Here is a 25,196-nt window from a genome sequence, read left to right as displayed (position 1 = left end):
CCCGCCATGACGCAGCAACATCCTCCAATCATCGGTCAAGGCATCGGTGCGCGCTTGACTCGCAAGGAAGACGAGCGCTTTCTGCGCGGCCAGGGGCAATACGTGGGCGATATGCGTATGCCGGGTGCGCTGGACGTGGCGTTTGTACGTTCGCCGCTGGCGCATGCGCGCGTAGGCCACATTGAAAAGCCGCAGGGATACGAGCATCTAGTCTATACGATGCAGGACATGGCGGGCGTAAAACCCATCCTGGCGGCGTCGCGTTTGCCGGGTTTTCGCACCTCGGTCCAGTATCCCTTGGCAATGGAAAAGGTGCGTCATGTAGGAGAAATGGTCGCCATGTGTGTGGCGCCGTCGCGAGCGCGTGCCGAGGATCTGGCTGCGCAGGTCTGGGTCGACTATGAAGAGCTGCCAGTCATTGCCGACATGCATGACGCCGCCAACGGCGTGGCACCGCAGCGCATCCATGATGAATGGGATGGCAATGTGTTTCTGGAAACTCGGGTTGAACGCGGCGACGGGCAAACCCAGCGTCCAGGGACGGTGACGGTATCACGCAAACTATCTACCTCTCGCCAATGCATGATGCCCATGGAAGGGCGCGGGGTCTTGTGCTGGTGGGATACGCGGATGGATCAACTCGTGATGGTGAGCGCTGCACAGCTGCCGCATATCAATCGCACCGGGCTGGCGGAATGCCTGGGCCTGGACGAAGGCCGCATTCGTGTGGTCTCCCCCGACGTGGGGGGAGGGTTTGGATACAAGGGCATTCTGCTGCCTGAAGAAATCTGCTGTGCGTGGCTGGCCATGCACCTGAAGCGTCCGGTGCGCTGGCTGGAGGATCGCCGCGAGCATTTGAGCGCCAACGCGAATTGCCGCGAACATGCTTATGACATCAGTGTCAGCGTGAATGCCGATGGACGTTTGCTCGGGATCGAGTGCGATGCGATTGTGGATTCGGGCGCCTATTCCTCGTATCCGTTTTCGGCCTGTCTGGAGGCCGCGCAGATCGGTTCGATCTTGCCAGGGCCATACCGCATGGATGATTTTCTGTGCCGTACCCGCTCTGCCGCGACGAACAAGCCTCCTATCCTGCCGTATCGCGGTGTGGCGCGCACCGGTGTGTGTTTTGCATTAGAAGTGATGATGGATATGGCGGCGCGTACGCTGGGTGTGGAGCCGTATGTATTGCGTCAGCAAAGCCTGGTGCGCCCGCAGGATATGCCGTACACCAACATCACGGGAAAGACGTTCGATTCCGGGGACTATCTGTCTTGTTTGAATCGTGCGGTGGAGGGCTTGAACTGGGCGCAGTGGCGCGCGCGCCAAGCGCAGTTGCAGCCCGCGGGCGCGCGTCCGCAACGCCGCATTGGTATCGGCCTGTCGATATTCTGCGAGCAGGGCGCGCACGGCACGTCGGTGTATCACGGCTGGGGTATTCCCATGGTGCCCGGATATGAGCAATGCCATGTGCGCCTGACACCGGACGGCATCCTGGAGGTCCAGATTGGCGTGCATTCGCATGGGCAGAGTCTGGAAACCACCATGGCGCAGATTGCGAACACGGTGCTGGGCATGGATGCGGCACATGTGCGCGTACTGCATGGGGATACGGCCACGTCACCGTATTCCACTGGCACCTGGGGATCCCGCTGTGCGGTGATGGCCGGAGGCGCTGTGGGAACGGCTTGCGAGGAACTCGGGGCGCGGATGAAACGCATCGCGGCCAGCCTGCTGGAGTGTTCTGAAAACGACCTGGTGTATGTGCAGGGTGGCATCGCGCTCAAGGATGGTTCGCAGCGCGTGAGTTACGCCCAGATTGGCCACACCTGGTATCGCGCGCCGCAGAAACTGCCGGCGGATGTGAATCCTGGCGGCCTGGCGCTCACAGCGGGCTATCGCATGCAACCGGATGGCGGCACGTTCAGCTACGCCTGTCATGCTTGTGCGGTCGAGGTCGATACGGCGACGGGCTTTGTCAAATTGCTGGATTACGTGGTGTGCGAAGACGGCGGCGTATTGCTCAATCCCATGGTGGTAGAAGGACAGCTACTGGGAGGGTTGGCGCAAGGTATCGGCACGGCGTTGTATGAGGAAATGCCGTTTGATGAACAGGACCAGCCGCTGGCATCGACGTTGGCGGATTACATCGTGCCTGGTGCGGGCGAAATGCCGCGGGTGCGTATCGATCATATGCAGACGCCGAGCCCGTTTTCCAAGTTCGGGCAAAAAGGGATAGGCGAGGGCGGCGCGATCGCACCGCCGGCCGCGATCGTGAATGCGATCAATGACGCGTTGGCCGATCTGGGGGCGGAGGTACTGTGCGTGCCTGCCAGCCCGCTTCGGGTGTTGGCCGCTATCGAACGGGCGGAGGCTGTGCGATGAAAGCAGTTGCCTACGAGTTGGAGCGCGTGAGCAGCGTGAATGAAGCCCTGTGTGCGCTGGCGCGCGACGAGTTCTATAAAGCCATCGCGGGCGGGCAGTCTTTGGGCGCCATGTTGAATCTGCGATTGGCCCAGCCTGAGCGCTTGATCGACCTGGACGCGATTGCCGAACTGCGCGCCAGCGCCGCGCAGGGGGATGAGCTCGTTTTGGGAGCGATGACGACCCACGCTGCGATCGAAGATGGCAAGGTTCCCGACGTGACACATGGCATGTTGGCTCATGTCGCTCATGGTATTGCCTATCGCGCTGTGCGCAATCGGGGCACGGTGGGGGGGAGCTTATGTCATGCGGATCCCGCTGCAGACTGGGTCAGTGCCATGGCGGTCATGGGCGCTATATGTGAGGTTGTGGGGCCGCAAGGTGCGCGCATGGTGCCTGCCGAGCTGTTTGTCCGGTCGGCCTTTGAACCCGATCTCAGTCCCGGGGAAATCCTGGCCCGGATTCGGGTGCCGCGACTCAGTACGAAAGCGCGCTGGTCCTATCGCAAGCATTGCCGCAAAACCGGTGAGTTCGCATTGGCGATCGTGACTGGTGTGGTGGACCCTGATCGAGGCATCGAGCGTTTGGTGTTGGGCGCGTTGGATGGGCCCGTAAAAGTCCACAGTGGTCCGGGTCTGTATGCACGTCTGGCTGACCCTGCGGTACGAGCAGCTTTGCTGGATGCGCCGGAGTCCGGTTTGTCGTATGAGCGTCGTGCCTGGCATGGCGATCTGTTGGCCAGTGTTGTGGCTGATTTGGGAGCAAAGCAATGACGGTGCCTCTCGATTTTCCCGAGGTGAACGAGGTTGATGTCGCGTTGACGGTCAATGGGGCGCGTTATCGCATTCATTGTGAACCGCGCACGCATCTGGCTGATGCGTTGCGCGAGCATTGCGGACTGACGGGCACGCATATCGGGTGTGAGCATGGGGTGTGCGGCGCCTGTACGGTGGACGTCGACGGTGCACCGCAGCGGTCCTGCCTGCAGTCCGCTGTGCGTTTCGAAGGCAAGCACGTCACGACGGTCGAGGCGTTGGATGACGATGCGTTGACGGCGGCATTGCGTGCGGCCTTTTCAGCGCATCACGCGTTGCAGTGCGGCTATTGCACACCCGGCATGTTGATCACTGCACGCGATATTGTGCGGCGCCTGCCGCAAGCAAACGAGGCTCGAGTGCGCGATGAACTGGCTGGAAATCTATGTCGATGCACGGGATATCAAGGCATTGTCGATGCCGTGATGCACGTGTTGTCGACCTATCACACGGGGGAACAGAGACATGCAGATTGAACAGTCTTTTGACGTGGCCATGCCTTTGGCAACGGTATGGGCCGCGTTTCATGAGCCTGCGCTGCTGGTGCAATGCTTGCCAGGAGCGTCGTTGCGGGGCGAGCCCGTTGGCGATGAGTTGCCCTTGCTCTTCAAAGTGAAGCTGGGGCCGATTGCCGCTGCATTTTCGGGCCTCGGGTCGCTGTCGCTGGATGAGGCGGGGCACTCGGGTGAGATGACCGGCCAGGCCACGGATGGGAAAAGCAATAGCCGTGTCAAGGGAGCAGCCCGATTCGCCGTCGTATCGCAGGATAGCGCTGTCACCAGCGTCAATGTCACCGTGGACTTCAGCATCACCGGATCGCTGGCTCAGTTCAGCCGCGAGGGCATTGTGCGTGCATTGGGCGATCAGTTGACAAAGCAGTTCGCGCAGAATTTGCAGGCGATGTTGAGCACTCAGAGTAATACGTCGCCTGCGGATGACATTCGCAGTACGAGCTCGGTCTATGTGATCGGGTCCGAGTCAGGTGCCGTGGTGATCCCGGCGGACGGGCCCAGCGCGTCCTCGGAGAGGATGCCTAAGAACGCCGCATCGCAATCAATGGGCCAGGCTAAAACCGTGCAGCAACCCTCGGAGGCGCCTGCATTGAATTTGTTTGCTCTCGTGCTGGCCATGATGCGTGATGCCTGGAAAAAATGGATAGGCCGGGACAAGCAGGCAAAACGGAGTACGACATGATACCGGCCGCCGTCGCACCAACGCGTGATATCGGGCGCATGCTGGCGCCATTGCAGCATGCGTATTGGGTAGACGTCGTGCGCCTGCGAGATGCGTTGCCTGATCTGGATTCCCACGTGCTGTTGCATGCGGGGCCCGAGTATGCCGCCGATGCCGTGATTCCCGCGCCGGTGATGCAGGCAGCGGCACAGGCGTTGGTGTTTGAGGGGGCGGCAGCTGACGTCCCGACCGCTCTACAGCTGTTGGTGTCGGGGACCTATCGTTTTGAGCCTGCGCAAAATCACGGCGTGGTGACGCCGTTGGCCCAGGTCGTGTCTGCGCGGATGCCTATGGCGGTGGTGCGCCTGGGGGATAGGGTCCGGTATGCGCCGCTATTGGAGGCAGGCGTGCCTTCTTTGCGTTTTGGTTCACAGGATCCCTCATGCGTCATGGCATTACATGCCATCAGCCGTTTGGGGCTGGGGATACTGGCGCCCTGTCTGCGTTCAGCTTCGTTGGCCGTTGCGCCATGGCTGAGCAATGCCTTGCAGCAGGGTGACGAGTGTCATTCACGCACCGGCGTTGCCAACCAATCGATGATTGAGGCGTTGGTCACCACGTTTCCTGCGTTGAGCGACGAACTGCTTTCCACGTTGTCGAGCAATCCCAATTTCGTGCTGACGTTGATCATGGCAGCCTGCGCTTGCGTGCTGGAAACGCAGGATGGCGATATCAAGGCAGCGGGCGGCAATGGGGTGGAATTTGGCGTCCGGATGGCAGGCGAGACTCGCTGGCGCACAGTGCCTGCCACTGCACCCACTGGTTGCTTTATTCCCGGTCATGAAAACACGGTGGTTTTAGGGGCAATCGGTGATAGCGCGGTGATCGATTTTTGTGGACTGGGTGGTCAGGCATTAAGTCTGGCGCCAGCGCTGTTGAGTTTGTGGCAAGGCCAATTGCCCACGGATGTGGCCGATCGTGCCCGGCACGTGCTGAACGAGCAGACGGGGTTGGTGTGCGCGAGGTCTATCGCGCAGAGCCGGGTGTCGCCCATTGTGCATCTGGCGATGGTCGATGCGCACGGAGTGCAGGGATTGGCGGGGCGGGGATTTTATGCGCCACCAGTGTCTTTATTTACGTCGTTGTTGCAGGGTTAGGGCCACGAACGCATACGTGGGTGGTCATCGTTTCGCAATTGCTCATTTTGGAGTGTTCCATGTTTACGAAATACCGGCTTTATGCCCTGATCGCAGCAGGCACGTTGTTGGCAGCGCCTGCGTTGGCGCAGGAAACCATCAAGATTGGCGTCTCGCAGCCGTTGACTGGCCCAGTGGCGGCGGCTGGCACCTATGTCGCCAACGGCGCGAGACTGGCTGCAGAGCAGTTGAACGCGCAAGGCGGCGTGCTGGGCAAGAAAATCGAATTGATTGTCGAAGACAACAAGTCCAATCCGCGTGAGGCCGTGAATACGGCAGAGAAACTGATATTGCGTGACAAGGTACCCGTGATGATAGGCGCGTGGGGATCGACGTTCACACTGGCGACCATGCCTAAACTGCAGGAGTACGGCGTCCCCATGGTGGTAGAAACCGCGTCGTCGTCCAAGATCACGACGGCGGGCAATCCCTGGGTGTTTCGCATCAGTCCCACCTCGCGCATGGAGGCGCTGGCATTCGCGAAGCAGCTGCAATCCTTTTCGCCAGCGATCAAGAAAGTCGATTTTCTGGCGGTGAACAATGATTGGGGATTGGGCGCCACGACGGAATTCAAGAATGTGTTTGCACAGCACGGTATCGAGGTCGGCCGCGTAGAAACGATGTCGCCTGATGCAACCGACTTGTCGGCGCAGCTGGCAGCGTTGCGCGAAACGGGCAGCGATACCTTGATCGTGACATCCGGTGTCGAGCAGTTGACGCTGGCCATTCGGCAAGCGTCTGAACAACGGTTGAAGCAGCGCATCATCACCACGGGCGGCTCGTTTCCCGAGCCTCTGATCCAGAATCCGGGGCCGAAGGGTTATGTCAGCACGCATCTGCTGTTTTTCTCGCCATGGACGGCCGACAAGGCCTTGCACCCGGAAATCGCGAAGGCCTATATGGATGGCTGGAAGCAAAAAGGCTATCCGTTTCCAGGCCTGACGGAAGGGTTTCGCGGTTATGACGCGGTGCTGACGGTAGCCGACGCGATCAAGCGTGCAGGCAAGGCCGAGCCTGAAGCGATCCGCCAAGCGCTGTGGGAAACCAAGGTCGCAGGGGTGAACGGCGATGTCTCGTTTATCAAGGATGGCCCGGCAGGAAAGGAAAGCGGCCAGAACGAACCCAATATCTACATCGTGCAGTTAAAGGATGGCGTCGTGTCGGCGCAGTAAGGGTTGGCGCTGTTGCCGCGGCCGTTGCAGGGCCGCGGCGCGTAGAGCAAGCACACAGGAGTTCTGTCTTGGATCAAATCATGCAACACGCCGTCAACGGCCTGGTGCTGGGCGCGACCTACGCGCTGCTGGGTATAGGGTTGACATTGGTGTTCGGCATCATGCGTGTGGTCAATTTCGCGCACGGGGAACTGTATGCATTAGGCGCCTATGTCGCCTATGCGCTGGTGTCATTGTTGGGATTGGATTTTTTCAGTGCCTTGCTGTTTTCGGCTGTCGCCGGGTTTCTGATTGGCAGTGTGATCGAGTTTGTCCTGCTGCGCCGCTGCAAACTGGAAAATATAGATGAGGTCATGCTGATCATGATCGGTGTGATGATCATCATGCAGAACGCAGAGCTGATGTTATGGGGCGGTGTGGCCAAGGTAGTGCCCACCCCGTTTTCGCAAGAGCCGTTGATATGGGGCGGCGTGGCATTGTCGCCGACACGGCTGTTCGTATTGTGTGCCGCCGCGGTGTTGTTGCTGGTGTTTTATCTGGTGATCGAACGGTCCAGATTGGGGATGGCCATGCGGGCCACGTTCCAGGACAAGGATGCGGCAAAGATCGTGGGAGTAAATGTCTCGAGCATTTATACGCTGACATTCGCGTTGGGCTCGTGCCTGGCGGCGGTGACGGGGGCGCTGTTGGCTCCTATCTTTGTGGTCAGTCCCACGATGGGTGATCTGGCCAGCCTGAAGGCATTTGCGATCGTGATTCTGGGCGGCTTGGGCAATATCGGCGGCGCCGCGTTGGGGGGATTTGCATTGGCAATGATAGAGGAGTTCGGCGCCAGTTATATCTCGACCTCGTATCGCGATGCGTTGGGGTTCATCGTGATTCTGATCGTGATGGTCATGCGTCCGCAAGGCCTGTTTGCGGTCAAGGAAAGGGTGGGTTGACGTGAAACGTATCGTGTTTCTGATTTGTGTGGCGGCGCTCGCACTGCTGCCTCTGGTGTGGTCCGATCCGTACATGTTGTCGGTGGTCTCGGCGGCCGGCATCATGATTGTGGCAGCCATCAGTCTGAATCTGCTGTTGGGTTTCACGGGCCAGCTCAGTCTGGGGCATGCCGCGTTTTTCGGCATAGGCGCCTATACCAGCGCGCTGCTGTCCTTGGGTTTCGATGTGGATCTGGGGTGGGGCCCCGTGGTGGTTGATCCTAAACCCGTATGGCTTGCTTTTGTGATGGGCATGGTGGTTGCCGGCCTGGCTGGATGGCTGGTGGGCAAGCTGGCTTTTCGCGTGCGCGGCGCCTATTTCGTGATTGTCACGATCAGTTTTGCCCAGGTGATGCGCATGGTGGCGTTGAATTGGGTGGACTTGACCGAGGGGCCCATGGCGCTGACTGCCATTCCTGCGCTGACATTCTGGCTGCCAGGACAAGGCGTGATTGAACTGGTCAGCAAGGCTGCCACGTATTGGCTGGTGCTCGCCGCTGGCGTGGTGGCGTATGTGCTGGTGGCGCGGTTGGTGCACAGCCGCGCGGGACGCGCGGTGATGGCATTGCGCGAGAACGAAACCCTGGCTAAATCCATCGGCATTCCCGTGACGCGATATCTCGTGATCGCGTCGGTGTTGTCGGCTGCTATTGCGGGCGCAGCGGGCGGGTTGTACGCGCACACGGTGCGCATTATCGATCCCGATGTGTTCTTGTTCGTCTATACGATCACGATGGTGATCATGGTGGTGGCTGGCGGCAAAGGAACCTTGGCCGGCCCGGTCGTAGGGGGAGTGATCTTCGGTCTGATGCCCGAGGTCCTGCGCGGTGTGGTGCCGCCAGAAGTCCAATGGATGTTGTACGGCGCGTTGATGATTCTGATTCTGTTGTTCCTGCCTAAAGGCATTGTGCCTGCCGGTGCCCGCGTTGTGCAATCGTTCAAAAGCCGGGGCAGGGCAGATACGGTGGTTGATGCAAAGTCTGCGATCGCGGTGCGAACCGCTGTATCAGAAGGAGGGCGAGCATGAGTGTGGTGATGTCGCATAGCGCAGCGCCGGGCAGGGCGATGGGTAATATCGCGTCTGGCATGCCGCAGCCGTCTCTGGATCGACCGGTCTTGTCATTGCATGACATTACGGTGCGTATTTCGGGCCTGGTGGCACTGAACAATGTCAGCTTCGATGTGATGCCGGGGCAGATCGTCAGCCTGATTGGCCCCAACGGCGCTGGCAAGACAACGGCATTCAACGTGATATCGGGCTACATGAAGCCGACCTCGGGCCGCGTGGTGTTGTTTGGTGACGATATGGTGGGCATGAGCCCGAACCAGATTGCTGCCCGTGGGCTGGTGCGCAGTTTTCAACGCACCAGCGTGTTCGGGCAATGTTCTGTGGCGGACAATATTTTGATGGCATTGCACATGCAGGGGCGTGCAGGATTGCTGTCGTCACTGTTGCGCTTGCCGTCTTTCAAGCGCGAGGAACTCGCGTTGCAGGATCGGGTGCATGACGTCTTGACGTTTGTGGGCCTGACGCATCGCGCGGCAGACATCGCCGCGAATCTCTCGTACGGAGAGCAACGCCTGTTGGGTGTGGGGATCGCCCTGGCGGCGAGGCCCCGGCTGCTGCTGCTGGACGAGCCGGCAGCGGGATTGAATCCCTCGGAAACGGAAGACTTCAAGGCCATGATCCGCCGCATCGGCGACAGCGGCGTCACGATTCTCTTGGTCGAGCATGACATGCATATGGTCATGTCGATCTCGGATTACATCGTCGTGTTGAACCAGGGAGTGCGTATCGCCGACGGCGGACCGCGCGAGATCCAGGAACATCCCGAAGTCATACGCGCTTATCTAGGATCAGGACTGAAACGTGCTAAAGGTTGATGACATCGTTGTGCATTATGGCGCCACACGCGCCGTGGACCACGTATCGCTGAGTGTGGAAGAAGGCGAGTTCGTGACTTTGATCGGCTCGAATGGTGCGGGTAAATCCAGTACCTTGCGAGCGATCAGCGGGCTGGAGCCGGTGGTGTCAGGATCCATCACGTTCGATGGTTATCCGATCGCGCAGGCGAGCGCGCAGAATATTATCGAGCGCGGCATCGCGCATTGCCCGGAAGGCCGGCGCGTGTTTGCGCAGCTGACGGTGCGCGAGAACCTGGAAATGGGCGCCTATCGGCGCAACGACCGGCAGCGGATCCGTGATGATATCGAACGCATGTTCGACAAGTTTCCGCGTTTACGTGAACGGGTTGCACAACCTGCCGGGACCTTGTCGGGAGGCGAGCAGCAAATGCTGGCTATCGCGCGTGCGCTGATGTCGCGGCCACGGTTGGTGATGTTTGACGAACCGTCGTTAGGATTGGCACCGAATTTCGTCGAACAGGTATTCGAGCTCGTTGCGGATATCCGCAAAAGCGGCACCACGGTGCTGATGGTGGAACAGAATGCCTATGCCGCACTGGAACTGTGCGACCGGTCGTATTTGCTGGAGACCGGCCGCGTGGTTTTTCATGGATCTGCGCAGCAGATGCTGGACAACCCGGATATACGGAAAGCCTATCTGGGTGGTTAGTAGCCCACCTATGCAGCCTCGGTGCTGCACTGCATTTATTTCCTGCGTCCCAGTGCCGCCGCGGCGATGAGGATCAGAGCGATGATGACGAGTACGGGCTTGTCACCAAAACGTGCGTAAGGCGTCAGGCCTGTCATGCCTTGGACGGAGACGGGCAGAATGCCGGCTTGGTGTGCCGGCAGTTGCGCGGCGACAGCGCCATGTGCGTCGATGGCTGCCGTGATGCCTGTGTTGGTTGCCGCCAGCATCGGACGGGCGGTTTCCAGGGTACGCAAGCGGCCGATTTGCAGATGCTGACGCAATGCCCAGGTATCACCGAACCAGCCCAGATTGCTGACATTGACCAGGATGGTGGCACCGGGCTCGCCATTGGCGCCGGGATGCAGCGCGGGCAGGAGTTCGACGCCGAACAGGTCCTCGTAGCAGATGTTGAAGGCGACGTGTTGGTCGCGTACGTGAAACGGTGCTTGCCGTGGTCCACCACGATCGAAATCGCCCAGGGGGATGCTGAGCATGTCGACAAACCAATGGAATCCGGGAGGGACGTATTCTCCCCAGGGCACGAGATGGTGCTTGTCATAGCGCTGTTCCGTAGTGCCCAGGCGCAGTTGTTCCAATGGGGTGTCGGCATCAAAGCCGATGACGCTGTTGGTGTAGCTGTCGTTGCCGTCGGTGCCCTTGGTACGCAGCGGGACGCCCATGGCGATGGTGGCCGAGTTGCGTGCAGCCAGGGTGCGCCAGGCTTCCCAGACGGCAGGGTCCAGACGGTCTTGAAAAATGGGCAGTACGGTTTCGGGCAGGATGATCAGTTCTGCGGGAGGGGCCGGCAACGCTGCCAGCTCGAGGTGACGGCGTATGCCCAGCTCCAGCAGCTGAGGATCGAACTTTTGAGATTGTTCGACGTTGCCTTGTATGAGCCGAACTTGCAGTGGCGACCCGCTGGGCTGCGACCAGTTGACGCCACTTAAGGGCCAACCTGCAATGACTAACAAGAGCGCCAGCGCGCAGGCCAGATTGCGGCGTGCATCTCCGGTTTTGATGTTGCCGCGGGCCGAGCGCAGGGCTTGCCACAACCCCGCCAGGGCGGCGGCGGCAAAGGCTGCCAGTAACGCCATGCCGTGAATGCCCAGTACGGGGGCCCAGCCGGCAAGCGGACTATCGACGTGGGCGTAGCCGATATTCAGCCACGGAAACCCCGTCAGGACGGTGGCGCGGATCCATTCGAGCAAGGCCCAGGCCGCTGCCCAGGCTGCGGCCGTGATCAATAGCCGACGGGCAGGGGAGGGATTGGGTTCGCCAGGGGCTACTGGCGGGCACAGCCAGCGCGCCAGCATGCAAGCCGCAGCAGGAAAAAGGGCGAGAAAGGCCGACAAGGCCAGCACGCCAGCGACGGCCAGTGGCGCGGCCAAGCCGCCGTAGTAATGCAGGCTGACGAAAATCCAGTACAACCCGAGCGAGTAGCTGGCAAAGTTAAACAGCCAGCCTCGCAGCAGGCTCTGGCGCAGGCTGGCCGCTCGCAAGGTGGCGTGCGCCGCGCAGGCCAGCGCCAGGATTTGTACCAGTGCCAGGGCCCACGCAGGTAAGGGGCCTGGCGCGAAGGTCAAGGCATGTACAGCGCCTGCGGCCACCAGGCCCAGTACTGCCCAGCGAGGGGCGCGGCCGAACGTCATCCGTTGTTGCTCCGAGAAACCCCGGTATTGATGCCGGGGAGGAAAGAGATACTGCAGCAGGGCTGCACCAGGGGGCTGATCACGGTCTGCGAAAACCCTCGCCAATCGTGGCCAGGGCAATCAAGGGGCGGGCGAGGCCGCGTCAGCAGTGCTGTTCGCATCAGCGTCCGGGACGCGTTTGGCGCGCAGCCATAGTGCACGGCGCGCGTCGGCCCGTATGACCTCGATCATCATATCGCCGTGCGAGGCGCTGTCGCCTCGGCGCGGGATGCGTCCCAGTTGGCCGCCCAGCCACCCGCCTACGCTGTCGTATTCGTCGTCGGGCAAGTCCGTCGCAAAGGCTTCGTTGAAGTGGCTGATTTCGGTGGTGGCCATCAGGCGCCACTGATTTTCGCCTTCGGGGAAAATGCTTTGCTCGTCTTCTTCGTCGAATTCGTCTTCGATGTCGCCGACGATCTGTTCGAGGACGTCTTCCATGGTGACCAGGCCCGAGATCCCGCCGTGTTCGTCGATGACGATGGCCAGGTGGTTGTGACTGGCACGGAACTCGCGCAGCAGTACGTTCAGGCGTTTGGCTTCAGGGATAAAGACGGCCGGCCGGATGAGCGAACGCAATTCCATATCCGCGTCCAGCATGCCGCGCAGTAGGTCTTTGGCCAGCAAAATCCCGATGATGTTGTCGCGATCGTCTTCGTAGACCGGAAAACGCGAGTGCGCAGTATCGATGATAAAAGCCAGCTGTTGCGGCAGGGGCAGGGATACGTCAAGCAAATCCATGCGCGAGCGCGGCACCATGATGTCGGCGACCGTGCGTTCGGAGACGGCCAACGCGCCTTTGATCATGCCGTACGATTCGACGTCCAGCAGGTCTCGATCGTGGGCGGCATCCAGGACGGCTTTAATGCCCTCGCGGTCCTCGGGCTCGCGCCGGACGAGGGCCAGAATGCGGTCTAGCAGGGATTTCGTTGCGGTTTTGGGCGCGCGGGCGGCGTTCGCCTCGGTGGTAGGGTAAGGGTCAGACATCGTCCTAGCGGACAAGTTATAGAAAGGTCAGCATAACCGAATATCGGCTGCAAATTTGTTACGAGGGCAGGGATGCTAGGGGAAACGAGAACGGATTGCGCGGCGGATGAGGCCTGCTTACGGGCCCGTCCTCGCCCGAGGACCGTGCCTCAGGCGTATGGATCGGCAATGCGCATGCCGGCCAGAATCTCGGTTTCGAGGGTTTCCATGCGGCGGGCGTCGCGGGCCTTGATGTGGTCGTAGCCCAGCGCGTGCAAGACGCCATGTACGGTCAGGTGGGCGGCGTGGTCCAGCAAGGTTTTGCCCTGTTCGCGAGCCTCGCGTACGAGCACGGGGATACAGATCACGATATCGCCGCGGGCAGTGCCGAGCGGATCGGTGCCGTATTCGAAAGTGAGCACGTTGGTGGCGTAGTCCTTTTCGCGATAGGCGTGGTTGAGCTTGCGGCCCTCTGCCTGGCCTACCAGACGCAGGCTGAACTCTGCCCGAGTGCAGTCGATCAGGCCGTCTTGCGCGGCGCCATCCAGCGCGCGGCGCGCCCAGCGGCGCAGGCGCCAGCGCGGCAGGCGCGGCTCGGCGATGCCGTATTGCACGGAGAGGGAAAGTTCGGGCAGAGTCAGCTCGGCGTTCATGGTGGTGGTGTGAGCGGCAGGCGTGGACCGGTTGGCGTTCATGTTCTTTTGCGGGCGGCCGCAAGGGCCGGATGCGTTGGCCGGCTTGTTAAGGCACCGTTTTTTGTCGGCGCGTTGCCAGGCTGGCGGGACGCTCAGGATTCTTCTTCGGCGGCTTTGTCGTAGGCGTCCACAATACGGGCGACCAGCGGGTGGCGCACCACGTCGCGGCTCGTAAAGCGGGTGGTCGCGATGCCTTGGACGTCTTCGAGTACTCGCACGGCATGCGCCAGGCCGCTCTGCTGGCCACGGGGCAGGTCGACCTGCGACGGGTCGCCGGTAATCACGGCTTTGCTGCCAAACCCGATGCGGGTCAGGAACATTTTCATCTGCTCGGGCGTGGTGTTCTGCGCTTCGTCCAGGATCACAAAGGCGTGATTCAAGGTGCGGCCACGCATATAGGCCAGCGGAGCGATTTCGATGGTCTGTTTTTCGAACAGCCGCTGGACTTTGTCAAAGCCCATCAGGTCGTACAAGGCATCGTAGAGCGGACGCAGGTACGGGTCGACTTTTTGTGCCAGATCGCCGGGCAGAAAACCCAGGCGTTCGCCTGCCTCGACCGCGGGGCGGGTCAGCACCAGCCGTTGCACTGAATCGCGCTCCATGGCGTCAATGGCGCAGGCAACGGCCAGCCATGTTTTGCCCGTACCGGCAGGGCCGATCCCGAAGGTGATGTCGTGTTTGAGAATGTTTTCGAGGTATTCCCGCTGCCGAGGGGTGCGCGGGCGCAGATCGCTGCGCCGGGTCCGCAAGGCGATGCCGCCGTCTTCGCTGGCGGCGGGCGGGGCGGCGGGCTCGATGCCGCGCGGGTCTGCCGCCGGCTGCGGCTCGTTGCGGCCCACGCCCATTTCGACCAGGCCGAGCTGGATATCATCGACCGACAGGGCGCGATGCACGGCCTGTTCGTGAAAGCGTCGCAGGGCGCGGCCGGCTAGTTCGGCGCGTTCGCCCTCGAGGGTGACGCGGTCGCCGCGGCGTGCCAGGGTGACACCCATGCCATCGGCGAGCTGACGGAGATTTTCGTCGAGCGGGCCGCAGAGATTGGCCAAATGGGTGTTGTCGCCTTCCAGGTTGACGATGGTCGGCATGGTGCGTCGGGTGCGGCTGCGTGGTGCGGGCATTCGTGGCCTTAAATTGGGCTGTGTGCAGAGTGTTGCGCGGCGGGTGCCGATACGTCGTGATCCGGGCCGTCGACGTCCGCGACGCGGGCGCGCAGCGAGTTGGGATAGGCTTCGGTGATGATGACATCCACCATCTGGCCGATCAGCCGGGCCGGCGCGGGGAAGTTGACGATCCGGTTGTTTTCCGTGCGGCCCATCATCTCGTTAGGGTCGCGCCGAGACGGGCTTTCTACCAGGATGCGTTGGCGCGTGCCCACCATGGATTGAGCGATGGCGGCGGCCTGTTGGTTGATCAGGGCTTGCAGCTGTTGCAGGCGGCGCAGTTTGACGTCCTGGGGGGTGTCGTCGGTCAGGTCGGCGGCAGGGGTGCCGGGGCGGCGCGAATAGACGAATGAGAACGAGGTGTCAAAACCCACGTCCTCGATGAGTTTCATCGTTTTCTGGAAGTCTTCTTCGGTTTCGCCCGGAAAGCCCACGATGAAGTCCGATGACAGGGTCAGGCCGGGGCGCGCCGCGCGCAGGCGCCGCACCACGGATTTGAATTCCAGCGCGGTATAGCCGCGTTTCATGCCAGCCAGCACGCGGTCGCTGCCGGCTTGTACGGGCAGGTGCAGGAAGGACACGAGCTTGGGCAGGCGAGCGTAGGCATCGACCATGCGCTGCGTCATTTCCTTGGGGTGCGAGGTGGTGTAGCGGATGCGCTCGATGCCGGGGATTTCGTGCACGTATTCCAGCAGCATCGCAAAATCGGCGATTTCGCCCGAGTCGCCCATGGGGCCGCGGTAGGCGTTGACGTTTTGGCCCAGCAGGGTGACCTCTTTCACGCCCTGATCGGCCAGATCGGCAACCTCGATCAGCACGTCGTCAAAGGGACGGGAGACCTCGACGCCACGCGTATAGGGCACGACACAGAAGCTGCAGTATTTGCTACAGCCTTCCATGATGGAGACGAAGGCCGAGGCGCCGTCCACCCGAGGGGGCGGCAGTGCGTCGAACTTTTCGATTTCGGGAAAACTGATGTCGACCTGGGAGGCCCCGGAATCGCGGCGGCGCTGGATGAGCTCGGGCAGGCGGTGCAAGGTCTGCGGGCCGAACACGACGTCGACGTAGGGCGCACGCTTGACGATGGCCGCGCCTTCCTGGCTGGCCACGCAGCCGCCCACGCCAATCACCAGATTGGGGTTGGCTTTTTTCAGGTGCTGCACGCGGCCCAGGTCGGAGAACACCTTTTCCTGCGCCTTTTCACGCACCGAACAGGTGTTGAACAGGATGACGTCGGCGTCTTCGGGGTTGTTGGTGAGCTCCAGGCCCTGGTCGCCACGCAATACGTCGGCCATTTTGTCCGAGTCGTACTCGTTCATCTGGCAGCCAAAGGTGCGGATGTAGAGCTTGCGGACCCCGGACGGGGTTGCCGTGATGCCGCTGTCGGGCACTGGGGAATTCGAGGTGGCGGGGGCGGATGCCGCGGGCGCAGGGGCGCCAGCGCGCTTGAGTGAGGTTTCTTGCATGATGTGCGCCGTGACGGGTGTAGATCCCGGGGGCGAAAGGAAAAGAAACAATCATTTTACCGCGTGCGGGTATTTCAGTCTTGGTCTGGAGACAATTGGCGTATACGATGTGGGCCGCGCGGCACTGCCTTGATGGGTCGTGAATGTGCCGCTATCTACTCTTATCCCCATGACATCTACTCAAGGTTTGCCTCCTGTCTCCCCCGTGGAGGCGATTCCGACGACCGAGGCCGAGGTCGTCGCGGCCCCTCATGTGACTTCTCATGCTATGGCACATTTTCCGCGCAGACCTTTTCGTGGCGTGTTGTTGACCGCGTGTCTTGCGCTGCTGCTGCTATTGATGAGCCGCTGGGTCGATCAGCCGTTGACCCTGGCTATCGAAAGGCATATGTCGCCGGTGGTCAATGAGGTGTTTGACTACATTGGTTATCTAGGCGATAGCGAGGTGTATTTGTTCGCGGCGCTGTTTGTCTACGTGGGGTCGCTGATCGGTATTCGCCGCGGCTGGGTTTGCCCGGTCCGAGCGGGTTTTGAGCGGTTGGCTCGCTATGGCATGCTGGTGATCAGCTCGATGGCAGTGGGCGGTTTGATTACGCTCATTCTCAAAAAACTGGTCGCGCGCACGCGGCCCGAGGTGTTGCTCGAAGATGGGTGGCACGGTCTGGTTGAGCCGTTTACTCGGGGCCATGACTACACTTCTTTTCCGTCCAGCCACACGCTGGCGGCGTTCGCGGTCGCTGCTGCTATCGGTGAATTCGCGCCGCGTTGGCGGATGCCGGCGTTGTTGTTGGCTGCCTTGGTGGCGATCAGCCGTGTGATCAATCGGGATCACTTTCTTTCGGATGTCACGGCCGCCGCGGCGATTGGCATCATGGTGGCGCATTATCTGGCGCCTTATGTGTTGGATGAGCGGCATCGTTGGATGCTGCGCAAGCCCTGGCGGAAGTAACTTTTCTGCTGGCTGGCTCAGGGGCCGAGAGGGATTCAAGCTCGGCCGAACGCTCCTTCTTCCGCATCGTTTTCAGATCCCGTCAACCGGTCCGCTCAGAGCGCGGACGACATACTCCTGCCTGTAACGCTAAAATACAGGTGCTCCTTTGCAGTCTGCCACAAAGCGTTCTCTGCAGAGCAGTGCGGGTAATCTGACACAAAAAAGCAAAGATTTAAACGGGGGGATCATTTCACGGTGGTCTCTGGAAGAAGGAATTCAATATGCCTGACTCGCGTCCTCACAGCCGCAGAACTTTTCTGCTCGCCTCCAGTGCCGGCATGGCACTCACTGGCTTGGCCATGCCTCTGCGTGCCAATGCCAAAGAAGCCGCAGTTCAGCTTGATAAGTACAAGCCTGTGTATTTCACACCCGAAGAATGGGGGTTCGTGCTTGCGGCCACCGCTCGGCTGATCCCCTCTGAGGGCGACGGTCCTGGCGCACTGGAAGCGCACGTTCCGGTGTTTATCGATCGTGAATTGGCGGGCGAGTATGGCAGCGCCAAGGATTGGTATATGCAGGGTCCGCATGACCCTGCTGCGAGCGCTGACCGAGGCTGGCAAAGCCCGCTGAATCCTGCGGAACTCTACCGTAAGGCGATACCCGCGTTTAACGCCTGGTGTGAGTCGCGCTGGAGCAAAGATTTCAAAAGCCTGACCCCCGAACAGCAGGACGAGGCGCTCACCGCGCTGCAAAAAGGCGAAGCAAAGCTGGCGCCGGAGCTCAGCTTCTTCTTTGCTACGTTGTTGAGCAACACCAAAGAAGGTTATTTCGCCGATCCCATGTATGGCGGCAACTATGGCATGCAAGCCTGGAGCTATATCGGTTTTCCGGGCGCACGCGCCGGTTTTACGGAGTGGGTGGACCAGCACAACGTGAAGTATCCGCTGGGTCCGGTTTCCATCAAAGGCGAAAGGGCTTGAACCATGGCACGCACTGAAAAAAAGAAAGACGTGGTGATCGTCGGCTTGGGCTGGACGGGTTCCATCGCAGGCATTGAACTGGCCGCTGAAGGGCTGGAAATCGTGGCACTGGAGCGTGGCCGCGACCAGAACACTGTGCCTGAGTTCAAGTATCCCAACCAGATTGATGAGCTGAAGTATGGTGTGCGGCTCAAGAACATGCAGCATCCCAGCCAGCAGACGGTGACGGTTCGCCGTCGCGATTCGGAAGTCGCTTTGCCGTATCGTTCCATGGGCTCATTTTTGCCCGCCAATGGCGTGGGCGGTGCCGGTACTCACTGGAACGGTCTGCTGTGGCGGCCGCAGCCTGAAGAAATCCAGTTGCGCAGCTACGTGAAAGCGAAATGGGGCGAGTCCATTATTCCAGAGGGAATGAACTTGATGGACTACCCGGTGACCTACGATGAGCTGGAGCCGTTTTTCACGCGGTTTGACCACGTCGCCGGCATTTCTGGCAAGGCAGGTAACCTCAAAGGCAAGATCCAGGAAGGCGGGAATCCATTCGAAGGCTGGCGCTCGGAGGACTATCCCATGCCGCCCCTGCCGCGTACCTACGACTCGACCAAGTTCGAGGCCGCCTGTAAGGCCATGGGCTATCACCCGTTCCCCGCGCCGGCAGGGGTCGCGTCTACCGCCTATGTGAACCCGTATGGCATGCAGATGGCGCCCTGTAATTTCTGTGGTTTCTGCGAACGCTTTGGGTGTTATCAGTATTCGAAGTCCTCGCCGCAGACCGCTATCCTGGACGCGCTCAAGCGCAAGCCGAATTTCACCTATCGCACGCATGCCGAGGTGTTGCGTGTAGAAATCGCAGCCGATGGCAAGACGGCCACGGGCGTGACTTACTTCGATGCCATCAATCAAGAAGAAGTCTTTCAGCCTGCCGATCTGGTGATTCTGTCTGCGTACCAGCTGAACAACGTGCACCTGTTGCTGGTGTCGGGCATTGGCAAACCCTATGACCCTGCCACGAATGAAGGCGTGACGGGCAAGAACTACGCCTATCAGATGAACGGTGGCGTGACCATGTTCTTCAAGGATGCCAATTTCAATCCCTTTATCGGGCACGGTTCGAACGGCATCTGCATCGACGACTTCAGCGTCAACCAGAACGATTTTGGCAAGCTGGGCTTTATCGGCGGCGCCTACTGGCGCTCGGGTACCTTCAATGGACAGCCCATTCGCTCCATGAGTTTGCCCAGCGGTACGCCCACCTGGGGCGGGAAATGGAAGGAAGCCATCAAAGAATATTATGGCCGCTCCATGTCGATCGGCTCGCACGGTTCGCATATGTCGTACCGCGCCAATCACTTGGATTTGGACCCGACTTACAAGGACCCGCATGGCCGCCCGTTGATGCGCATGACCTTCAATTGGCAGGAAAACGATCTCAAGATGAACCAGTACATGAAGCTCAAGGCCGCAGAGGTGGGACGCGCGATGAAGCCGGACCTGATGCAGCTGGGATTCAAGGATATCGGCGCGCAGTACGACGTGCGCCCCTATCAGACTACGCACAACACGGGCGGTCACATCATGTCCGACAGCCCGCTCGAAGGGGTGGTGAACCGCTATTGCCAGGCCTGGGACAAGCACAATGTGTTCGTCATGGGCGCAGGCAATTTTGTGCAGAACACGCAGTACAACCCGACCGGTATGGTCGGTGGCTTGGCCTACTGGACGGTGAACGCCATCCGTACGCTGTACCTGCGCAACCCACGTCCCCTGGTTTGAGGAGAATGCAATGAAAAAAATGCTCCGCATTCTGGGTGTCTTGGTGGTACTGGCGATTGTCGGTCTGCTGGCCTTTATCTACGTCCCTGTCCAAACCACGCCGCCCAAGGAGATCTTGGCGGCCGACGGGAAAATCGAACCTGGCCGTGGCGAGTATGTCATGCGCGCTGGGGACTGTATGGCGTGTCATACGGCGACTGGCGGCTCGCCCTTGGCCGGTGGCCGGGGCATCGAGAGCCCCATGGGCACTATCTGGTCGTCCAACATCACTCCCGACAAGGAAACCGGTATCGGTAACTGGACGCTGGATCAGTTCCGCTCGGCGATGGTCGATGGCGTGGTCAATGGGAAGCACCTGTACCCGGCCATGCCCTACGAGAACTATCGTTTCATGAGCGAGAGTGATATCCAGGCTTTGTACACGTACTTGATGAACGATGTGAAGCCGGTGAAGAACGAGGTGCAAGCTACGGAGCTGGCATTCCCGTTCAATTTGCGCTTTGGTATCCGGGCCTGGAACTGGTTGGCTTTGAGCGGCGATTCGTCCTTCAAACCGATGGAGGGCGGCAATGATCAGCAGCTCCGAGGCCAGTATCTGGTTGAAGGCGCGGGTCACTGCGCGGCCTGCCATAGTCCGCGTACGGCTTTCATGGCACAGGATGGCACGCGCTTGGGTGATGCCAATTTCCTGACGGGTGGCGAGCTCGAGGGCTGGAGTGTTCCTGCACTGCGTGGTCCTAACTCGGGCATTGAGAAATGGTCTGTTGCGGATCTGGCGGCGTATCTGGGCACGGGGCGTAACGTGCACGCTATCGCGAACGGGGAAATGGCATTGGCGGTCGAGCATTCGTTGCAGTATCTGAATGATCAAGACTTGAATGCCATGGCGGTTTTCCTCAAGTCTGCGGATGGTCAGTCTGTGCAAGAGGCGCCCAAGCAGGTGGCCGCGCCTGGTCCTCGCCCGATGCCGGCGGCGCCGGCCGATGAGGCTGGGCAAGCGACGGCCAAAATGCTGACGGCTGCTTCGCCTGATATGCCTCTGGGGGCGCGTCTGTACCTGGACAATTGCGCTGCTTGCCACTTTGTTACTGGCAAGGGGGCTCCGGAGATATTCCCCGAGCTCCAAGGCAATGCGATGGTCCAGGGAAAGGATCCTAGTCCGCTGCTGTCAGTCATTCTGAATGGGACCTCTGTTCCGTCGACGGATCGCCGCCCTATGCATCTGGTGATGCAGGGGTATTCGGATCGTTTGAACGATGAGGAAGTTGCGGCGCTGGCTAGCTTTGTGCGTTCTGGATGGGGCAACAAGGGCGGTGAGGTGTCCGCGGATCAGGTGGCTAAGGTTCGCTCGGCAGCTGTTCAGCATTGAGGGTGAGGGGGCTGGCTTTGCTGTGTTCACAGTTAGGCCGGACTGCATGTTTGGGGTTGTGTGAGCTGGGTTCTTGAGCCGTTTGCCGCAGCCGGGTAGGTGTGGTGGGCGGGCCTGGTCGGCTGACTCGTCCCCTCTACGGGGACTCGACCTTCGCCCGCGCACCATCGGCGGGCCGGGGGGCCAAACTCGCTTCGCTCAAACATGGCCCCCGGAATTCCCCCGCCGATGGTGCACGGGCTCGGCAGCCTCCAACAGGCCCACCCACCACACCTACCCGGCTGCGGCAAACTCACGGTCAATGAGGTGCCAACAGTCTTGGTAGATGTGTGTTTTGCTTTTAAAGGCGTTGAGGCGTGTGGGCGTTGACGTTTAGTGGCAAATGCGGCTTGCGTTTCCTCGAAAAAAATCGGGCACCTGAGTTCAGGTGCCCGATTTTTTTGCGGGGTGAGAGATCAATCAGCGATCAGGCGATCTCTGCGTCGCCCTCTTTTTTGACCGGCTTGACCAGGTCTTCACGCTTGACGCCCATCCACATGGCCAGTGCGGCGGCCACGAAGACTGAGGAGTAGATACCGAACCAGATGCCGATTGTCAGCGCCATGGCGAAGTAGTGGAGCGACGGGCCGCCGAAGAACAGCATGGCCAGCACCATCATCTGGGTGGAACCGTGGGTAATGATGGTCCGTGAGATGGTCTGGGTAATGGCGCTGTTGATCACCTCGTGCACGTCCGCTTTACGGTATTTGCGGAAGTTTTCGCGGATCCGATCCATGATCACCACGGATTCGTTCACGGAGTAGCCGAGTACCGCCAATACGCCAGCCAGCACCGATAGGGAGAATTCCCACTGAAAGAACGCGAAAAAACCCAGGATGATCACCACGTCATGCAGGTTGGCGATCACCCCGGCCACTGCGAATTTCCATTCGAAGCGTATGCCCAGGTAAATCATGATGCCCAGCACGACGAAGAGCAGTGCCATCAGGCCGTTGTGCAAGAGCTCCTGGCCGACCTGAGGGCCGACGAATTCGACACGGCGCAGGTTCGCCGAGGCGTCCGCTGCCTTGAGGGCGCCCATGACGGTTTCGCTTTGCGTTGCCGAGGTTTGACCCTCGGTCAACGGCAGACGAATCATGACGTCGTGCGAGGTGCCGAAGTTCTGTACCTGGAAATCAGAGTAGCCGAGCTTGGATACGGCAGTACGCACGCTGTCCAACTGCGCAGTCTGCGCGTAGTTGACTTCCATGACCGTGCCGCCGGTGAATTCGATCGACAGGTGAAAGCCGCGGGTGATGATAAAGAACACCGCCGCCACGAATGTGACCAGGCTGATGATGTTCAGCACCAGCGCGTGGCGCATGAACGGTATGGTGCGATGGATACGGAAAAATTCCATGTTTCGCCTTGATTTTTATCGATGTTGGGCGGCAGGGCCGCCCAACCAGGTCAGTTTGCCTTGGGTTTCCAGACGGTGCCGATGGACAGGCTCGCGAGTTTTTTCTTGCGGCCGTACCACAGGTTGGCCAGCGCACGTACGCCTACCACCGAGGTGAACATCGAGGTCACGATACCCAGGCAGTGCACCACGGCGAAGCCGCGGATGGGGCCGGAGCCGAAAGCCAGCAATGCCAGGCCCACGATCAATGTCGTCAGGTTCGAGTCCAGAATCGTGCCCCAGGCGCGTTCGAAACCGTGGTGAATGGCCTGCTGTGGCGAGGCGCCGTTACGCAGTTCTTCGCGGATCCGTTCGTTGATGAGTACGTTCGAGTCGATGGCCATGCCGAGGGTCAGCGCAATAGCGGCAATACCAGGCAGGGTGAGCGTGGCTTGCAGCATCGACAGCAGCGCCAGCAGCAGCAACACGTTCATCGTGAGGCCAATTGTCGAGAAGACCCCGAACAAGTGGTAGTACAGAATGATGAACACGGCGATGGCCAGGAAGCCGTACAGCGTGGAGTGGAAACCCTTGGAGATGTTGTCTGCCCCGAGGCTCGGGCCGATGGTGCGTTCTTCGATGATGGACATCGGTGCAGCCAGGGCGCCGGCGCGCAGCAGCAAAGCGGTGTCGGCGGCTTCTTCGGCGGTCATGCTGCCGGAAATCTGCACTTGGCCGCCTGCGATTTCGCTGCGGATGACCGGTGCGGTGACGACTTCGCCTTTGCCGTTTTCGAACAACAGGATCGCCATGCGCTTGCCGACGTTGTCACGCGTGACATCGCGGAAAATGCGGGCGCCCTTGCCATCGAGGGTCAGGTGCACTGCAGCCTGCTGGGTCTGCGAGTCGCGGCCGGGTTGGGCGTCCTGGAGGTTTTCGCCGGTCAGGACGACTTGGCGGCGCACCAGCAGGGGACGGCCATCGCGGTCGGTGTAGCGTTCCAAGCCAAAGGGCACTGTGCCGCCCATCAGGGCGGTCTGCGCGGCCGGGGAGTCGTCCACCATGCGGATTTCCAGCGTGGCGGTACGGCCCAGCAGTTCTTTGGCTTTGGCGACGTCTTGCACGCCAGGCAGTTGGACGATGATGCGATCCGAACCTTGTTGTTGGATGACGGGTTCGGCTACGCCCAACTCGTTGATACGGTTGTGCAGTGTGTTGATGTTTTGCTTGAGCGCGGAATCCTGGACGCGGGTGACGGCCGCCGGGCTGAGCATGCCGGTCAGCGTTGCGCGATTGCCGTCTTCGCCGGTGGTGAATTCCAGGTCCGGCAGGCGGCCGCGCAGAACGCTCTGAGCACGGTCGCGCTCGTTGGCATTGCTGAACGTGGCGATGACGGACGAGCCGGAGCGTTCGACCCCTTGGCTGGGGACTTTTTCATCGCGTAGCGAGGTGCGTACGTCGGCGGCCAGCGAATCGTAGCGGGCTTGCAGTGCGCCTTGCATGTCGACTTGCAGCAGGAAATGCACGCCGCCACGCAAATCCAGGCCCAGATACATGGGTTTGGGCTCGAACCAGCCCAGCGCACGCATCCAGGGCGGCGAGGCGGGCAGGAGGTTCAGCGCCACGGTGTATTGTGGGTCGCCGGGAGTGGTGTTCAGGGATCTGTCGAGCAGGTCGCGTGCTTGCAGTTGCACGTCGGTGGAGGGCAGTCGGGCGCGGATGGTGCCCAGCGTACCGTTTTGTTCGTAGTAGACGCTGGAGACGGGAATATTGCCGGCAGTCAGTATTTGTTCGACTCGGCCGAGCATGGCTTCGTCGACTTTGATCGTGGCTTTGGCGCTGGAGACCTGCACGGCGGGGGATTCGCCGTAGAAATTGGGCAGGGTATACAGCAGGCCAATAATGACCGCGACCAGCACCGTGATGTACTTCCAGAGGGGATAGCGGTTCATTGGCGGCTAGTTCATGCGAGATAACGGAAAATGCCCCTGTGCTGCGCCTTTGGCTTGTAGCCCCATGCGAGGGGCTTTTGCTTTGGGGCGGCCCGGTGGCAAAAAGGCCCCCTTAGGTGAGGGGGCCAGATGAGACGCTTACAGGGCCTTGATGGTTCCCTTGGGCAGCACGGTCGAGACCGAGGTTTTTTGCATCAGGACTTCAACGGGCTTGTCAGCCAGGTCGGCGATTTCGACGGTGATGTAGGTGTCGGTGACCTTGGATACTTTGCCCAGCATGCCGCCGGCGGTCAGGACTTCGTCGCCTTTGGCGAGGTTGGCCACCAGGTTGCGGTGTTCTTTCTGGCGCTTCATCTGCGGACGGATCATCAGGAAATAGAGGATCACGAACATCAGCACGATGGGCAGCATGCCCATCAGCGCGCTGCCTTCGGGGGCGGCCTGGGCCAGAACGATGCCGGCGGTATCGATAACGGACATGGTAA

The 25,196-nt window shown here is 60.5% G+C and carries 22 protein-coding genes; 14 read left to right on the top strand and 8 right to left on the bottom strand.

The features are described from left to right. Positions 1-6 precede the first annotated feature (6 nt). The 10 genes from ACYVI2_RS07550 (at position 7) to ACYVI2_RS07505 (ending at position 10,335) form a co-directional block, all read left to right on the top strand. Positions 7-2,385 (top strand): xanthine dehydrogenase family protein molybdopterin-binding subunit, encoded by a 2,379-nt coding sequence (locus tag ACYVI2_RS07550; protein ID WP_415821089.1) that lies wholly within the window; start codon positions 7-9, stop codon positions 2,383-2,385. Continuing rightward, positions 2,382-3,197 (top strand): FAD binding domain-containing protein, encoded by an 816-nt coding sequence (locus ACYVI2_RS07545; RefSeq protein ID WP_415821090.1) that lies wholly within the window; start codon positions 2,382-2,384, stop codon positions 3,195-3,197. Before ACYVI2_RS07550 ends, ACYVI2_RS07545 begins: the two co-directional genes overlap by 4 nt. Next, positions 3,194-3,715, top strand: a complete 522-nt coding sequence (locus ACYVI2_RS07540; protein WP_415821091.1) for a (2Fe-2S)-binding protein — start codon at positions 3,194-3,196, stop codon at positions 3,713-3,715. The genes ACYVI2_RS07545 and ACYVI2_RS07540 overlap by 4 nt, the downstream gene beginning before the upstream one ends. After that, complete coding sequence (locus ACYVI2_RS07535; RefSeq protein ID WP_415821092.1) at positions 3,705-4,433, top strand: SRPBCC family protein; 729 nt, start codon at positions 3,705-3,707, stop codon at positions 4,431-4,433. Before ACYVI2_RS07540 ends, ACYVI2_RS07535 begins: the two co-directional genes overlap by 11 nt. Beyond that, positions 4,430-5,569 carry an oxamate carbamoyltransferase subunit AllG family protein gene (locus ACYVI2_RS07530; protein ID WP_415821093.1) on the top strand — a complete coding sequence of 380 codons (1,140 nt, stop codon included), beginning with the start codon at positions 4,430-4,432 and terminating at the stop codon, positions 5,567-5,569. Before ACYVI2_RS07535 ends, ACYVI2_RS07530 begins: the two co-directional genes overlap by 4 nt. A 59-nt stretch (positions 5,570-5,628) precedes the next feature. Further along, the gene (locus tag ACYVI2_RS07525) at positions 5,629-6,780 is read left to right on the top strand and encodes an ABC transporter substrate-binding protein (RefSeq protein ID WP_415821094.1); all 1,152 of its coding nucleotides are present in this window, start codon (positions 5,629-5,631) and stop codon (positions 6,778-6,780) included. A gap of 80 nt (positions 6,781-6,860) precedes the next feature. After that, positions 6,861-7,721, top strand: a complete 861-nt coding sequence (locus ACYVI2_RS07520; protein WP_415808824.1) for a branched-chain amino acid ABC transporter permease — start codon at positions 6,861-6,863, stop codon at positions 7,719-7,721. A 1-nt stretch (position 7,722) separates the two neighbouring features. Continuing rightward, complete coding sequence (locus ACYVI2_RS07515) at positions 7,723-8,787, top strand: branched-chain amino acid ABC transporter permease (protein ID WP_415821095.1); 1,065 nt, start codon at positions 7,723-7,725, stop codon at positions 8,785-8,787. After that, the gene (locus ACYVI2_RS07510; RefSeq protein WP_415821096.1) at positions 8,784-9,644 is read left to right on the top strand and encodes an ABC transporter ATP-binding protein; all 861 of its coding nucleotides are present in this window, start codon (positions 8,784-8,786) and stop codon (positions 9,642-9,644) included. The genes ACYVI2_RS07515 and ACYVI2_RS07510 overlap by 4 nt, the downstream gene beginning before the upstream one ends. After that, positions 9,631-10,335 carry an ABC transporter ATP-binding protein gene (locus ACYVI2_RS07505; RefSeq protein ID WP_415821097.1) on the top strand — a complete coding sequence of 235 codons (705 nt, stop codon included), beginning with the start codon at positions 9,631-9,633 and terminating at the stop codon, positions 10,333-10,335. Before ACYVI2_RS07510 ends, ACYVI2_RS07505 begins: the two co-directional genes overlap by 14 nt. 35 nt (positions 10,336-10,370) lie before the next feature. Here the strand turns inward: ACYVI2_RS07505 and lnt are convergent, their stop codons facing one another. The 5 genes from lnt to miaB all read right to left on the bottom strand — a co-directional run bounded on the left by lnt (position 10,371) and on the right by miaB (position 16,328). Continuing rightward, positions 10,371-12,005: an apolipoprotein N-acyltransferase gene (gene lnt / locus ACYVI2_RS07500; RefSeq protein WP_415821098.1), complete on the bottom strand. Its 1,635-nt coding sequence runs from the start codon at positions 12,003-12,005 to the stop codon at positions 10,371-10,373. A gap of 120 nt (positions 12,006-12,125) precedes the next feature. After that, positions 12,126-13,028, bottom strand: a complete 903-nt coding sequence (locus ACYVI2_RS07495) for an HlyC/CorC family transporter (protein WP_415821099.1) — start codon at positions 13,026-13,028, stop codon at positions 12,126-12,128. A gap of 149 nt (positions 13,029-13,177) precedes the next feature. Beyond that, positions 13,178-13,660: an rRNA maturation RNase YbeY gene (ybeY, locus tag ACYVI2_RS07490; RefSeq protein ID WP_415821145.1), complete on the bottom strand. Its 483-nt coding sequence runs from the start codon at positions 13,658-13,660 to the stop codon at positions 13,178-13,180. Positions 13,661-13,794: 134 nt separating this feature from the next. Beyond that, a complete protein-coding gene (locus ACYVI2_RS07485; RefSeq protein WP_415821100.1) occupies positions 13,795-14,820 on the bottom strand; it encodes a PhoH family protein in 1,026 nt (341 codons plus the stop codon). An 8-nt stretch (positions 14,821-14,828) separates the two neighbouring features. Beyond that, positions 14,829-16,328 carry a tRNA (N6-isopentenyl adenosine(37)-C2)-methylthiotransferase MiaB gene (gene miaB, locus ACYVI2_RS07480; RefSeq protein ID WP_415821101.1) on the bottom strand — a complete coding sequence of 500 codons (1,500 nt, stop codon included), beginning with the start codon at positions 16,326-16,328 and terminating at the stop codon, positions 14,829-14,831. Between the two features lie 169 nt (positions 16,329-16,497). Between miaB and ACYVI2_RS07475 the strand changes: the two genes are divergently transcribed. The 4 genes from ACYVI2_RS07475 to ACYVI2_RS07460 all read left to right on the top strand — a co-directional run bounded on the left by ACYVI2_RS07475 (position 16,498) and on the right by ACYVI2_RS07460 (position 21,381). After that, a complete protein-coding gene (locus ACYVI2_RS07475) occupies positions 16,498-17,277 on the top strand; it encodes a phosphatase PAP2 family protein (RefSeq protein WP_415821102.1) in 780 nt (259 codons plus the stop codon). A gap of 263 nt (positions 17,278-17,540) precedes the next feature. Next, the gene (locus ACYVI2_RS07470) at positions 17,541-18,239 is read left to right on the top strand and encodes a gluconate 2-dehydrogenase subunit 3 family protein (RefSeq protein WP_415821103.1); all 699 of its coding nucleotides are present in this window, start codon (positions 17,541-17,543) and stop codon (positions 18,237-18,239) included. A gap of 3 nt (positions 18,240-18,242) precedes the next feature. Beyond that, positions 18,243-20,012, top strand: a complete 1,770-nt coding sequence (locus ACYVI2_RS07465; protein WP_415821104.1) for a GMC family oxidoreductase — start codon at positions 18,243-18,245, stop codon at positions 20,010-20,012. Positions 20,013-20,022: 10 nt separating this feature from the next. Beyond that, entirely contained in the window at positions 20,023-21,381 is a 1,359-nt protein-coding gene (locus ACYVI2_RS07460; RefSeq protein WP_415821105.1) for a c-type cytochrome, read from the top strand. Between the two features lie 466 nt (positions 21,382-21,847). Here the strand turns inward: ACYVI2_RS07460 and secF are convergent, their stop codons facing one another. The 3 genes from secF to yajC form a co-directional block, all read right to left on the bottom strand. After that, positions 21,848-22,780: a protein translocase subunit SecF gene (secF, locus tag ACYVI2_RS07455; protein WP_415821106.1), complete on the bottom strand. Its 933-nt coding sequence runs from the start codon at positions 22,778-22,780 to the stop codon at positions 21,848-21,850. 50 nt (positions 22,781-22,830) lie between these two features. Next, positions 22,831-24,711, bottom strand: coding sequence for a protein translocase subunit SecD (gene secD, locus ACYVI2_RS07450; RefSeq protein ID WP_415821107.1), 1,881 nt, complete (start codon positions 24,709-24,711; stop codon positions 22,831-22,833). Positions 24,712-24,849: 138 nt separating this feature from the next. Next, complete coding sequence (gene yajC / locus ACYVI2_RS07445) at positions 24,850-25,191, bottom strand: preprotein translocase subunit YajC (protein ID WP_415808678.1); 342 nt, start codon at positions 25,189-25,191, stop codon at positions 24,850-24,852. Positions 25,192-25,196: the final 5 nt, after the last annotated feature.

The sequence above is a fragment of the Bordetella tumbae genome, from assembly GCF_054780995.1.
Note: the sequence above shows the minus strand (reverse complement) of the source record. Positions and strands in the feature narration are given on the sequence as shown.

Bases quoted from the DNA above. Each gene is read 5' to 3' on its own strand.
- ybeY (WP_415821145.1), bottom strand. From the start codon at position 13,660: ATGAACGCCGAGCTGACTCTGCCCGAACTTTCCCTCTCCGTGCAATAC.
- secD (WP_415821107.1), bottom strand. From the start codon at position 24,711: ATGAACCGCTATCCCCTCTGGAAGTACATCACGGTGCTGGTCGCGGTC.
- ACYVI2_RS07550 (WP_415821089.1), top strand. From the start codon at position 7: ATGACGCAGCAACATCCTCCAATCATCGGTCAAGGCATCGGTGCGCGC.
- ACYVI2_RS07545 (WP_415821090.1), top strand. From the start codon at position 2,382: ATGAAAGCAGTTGCCTACGAGTTGGAGCGCGTGAGCAGCGTGAATGAA.
- ACYVI2_RS07495 (WP_415821099.1), bottom strand. From the start codon at position 13,028: ATGTCTGACCCTTACCCTACCACCGAGGCGAACGCCGCCCGCGCGCCC.
- yajC (WP_415808678.1), bottom strand. From the start codon at position 25,191: ATGTCCGTTATCGATACCGCCGGCATCGTTCTGGCCCAGGCCGCCCCC.
- ACYVI2_RS07510 (WP_415821096.1), top strand. From the start codon at position 8,784: ATGAGTGTGGTGATGTCGCATAGCGCAGCGCCGGGCAGGGCGATGGGT.
- ACYVI2_RS07520 (WP_415808824.1), top strand. From the start codon at position 6,861: ATGCAACACGCCGTCAACGGCCTGGTGCTGGGCGCGACCTACGCGCTG.
- ACYVI2_RS07475 (WP_415821102.1), top strand. From the start codon at position 16,498: ATGACATCTACTCAAGGTTTGCCTCCTGTCTCCCCCGTGGAGGCGATT.
- ACYVI2_RS07460 (WP_415821105.1), top strand. From the start codon at position 20,023: ATGAAAAAAATGCTCCGCATTCTGGGTGTCTTGGTGGTACTGGCGATT.
- lnt (WP_415821098.1), bottom strand. From the start codon at position 12,005: ATGACGTTCGGCCGCGCCCCTCGCTGGGCAGTACTGGGCCTGGTGGCC.
- secF (WP_415821106.1), bottom strand. From the start codon at position 22,780: ATGGAATTTTTCCGTATCCATCGCACCATACCGTTCATGCGCCACGCG.
- ACYVI2_RS07470 (WP_415821103.1), top strand. From the start codon at position 17,541: ATGCCTGACTCGCGTCCTCACAGCCGCAGAACTTTTCTGCTCGCCTCC.
- ACYVI2_RS07530 (WP_415821093.1), top strand. From the start codon at position 4,430: ATGATACCGGCCGCCGTCGCACCAACGCGTGATATCGGGCGCATGCTG.
- ACYVI2_RS07540 (WP_415821091.1), top strand. From the start codon at position 3,194: ATGACGGTGCCTCTCGATTTTCCCGAGGTGAACGAGGTTGATGTCGCG.
- ACYVI2_RS07465 (WP_415821104.1), top strand. From the start codon at position 18,243: ATGGCACGCACTGAAAAAAAGAAAGACGTGGTGATCGTCGGCTTGGGC.
- ACYVI2_RS07525 (WP_415821094.1), top strand. From the start codon at position 5,629: ATGTTTACGAAATACCGGCTTTATGCCCTGATCGCAGCAGGCACGTTG.
- ACYVI2_RS07485 (WP_415821100.1), bottom strand. From the start codon at position 14,820: ATGCCCGCACCACGCAGCCGCACCCGACGCACCATGCCGACCATCGTC.
- miaB (WP_415821101.1), bottom strand. From the start codon at position 16,328: ATGCAAGAAACCTCACTCAAGCGCGCTGGCGCCCCTGCGCCCGCGGCA.
- ACYVI2_RS07535 (WP_415821092.1), top strand. From the start codon at position 3,705: ATGCAGATTGAACAGTCTTTTGACGTGGCCATGCCTTTGGCAACGGTA.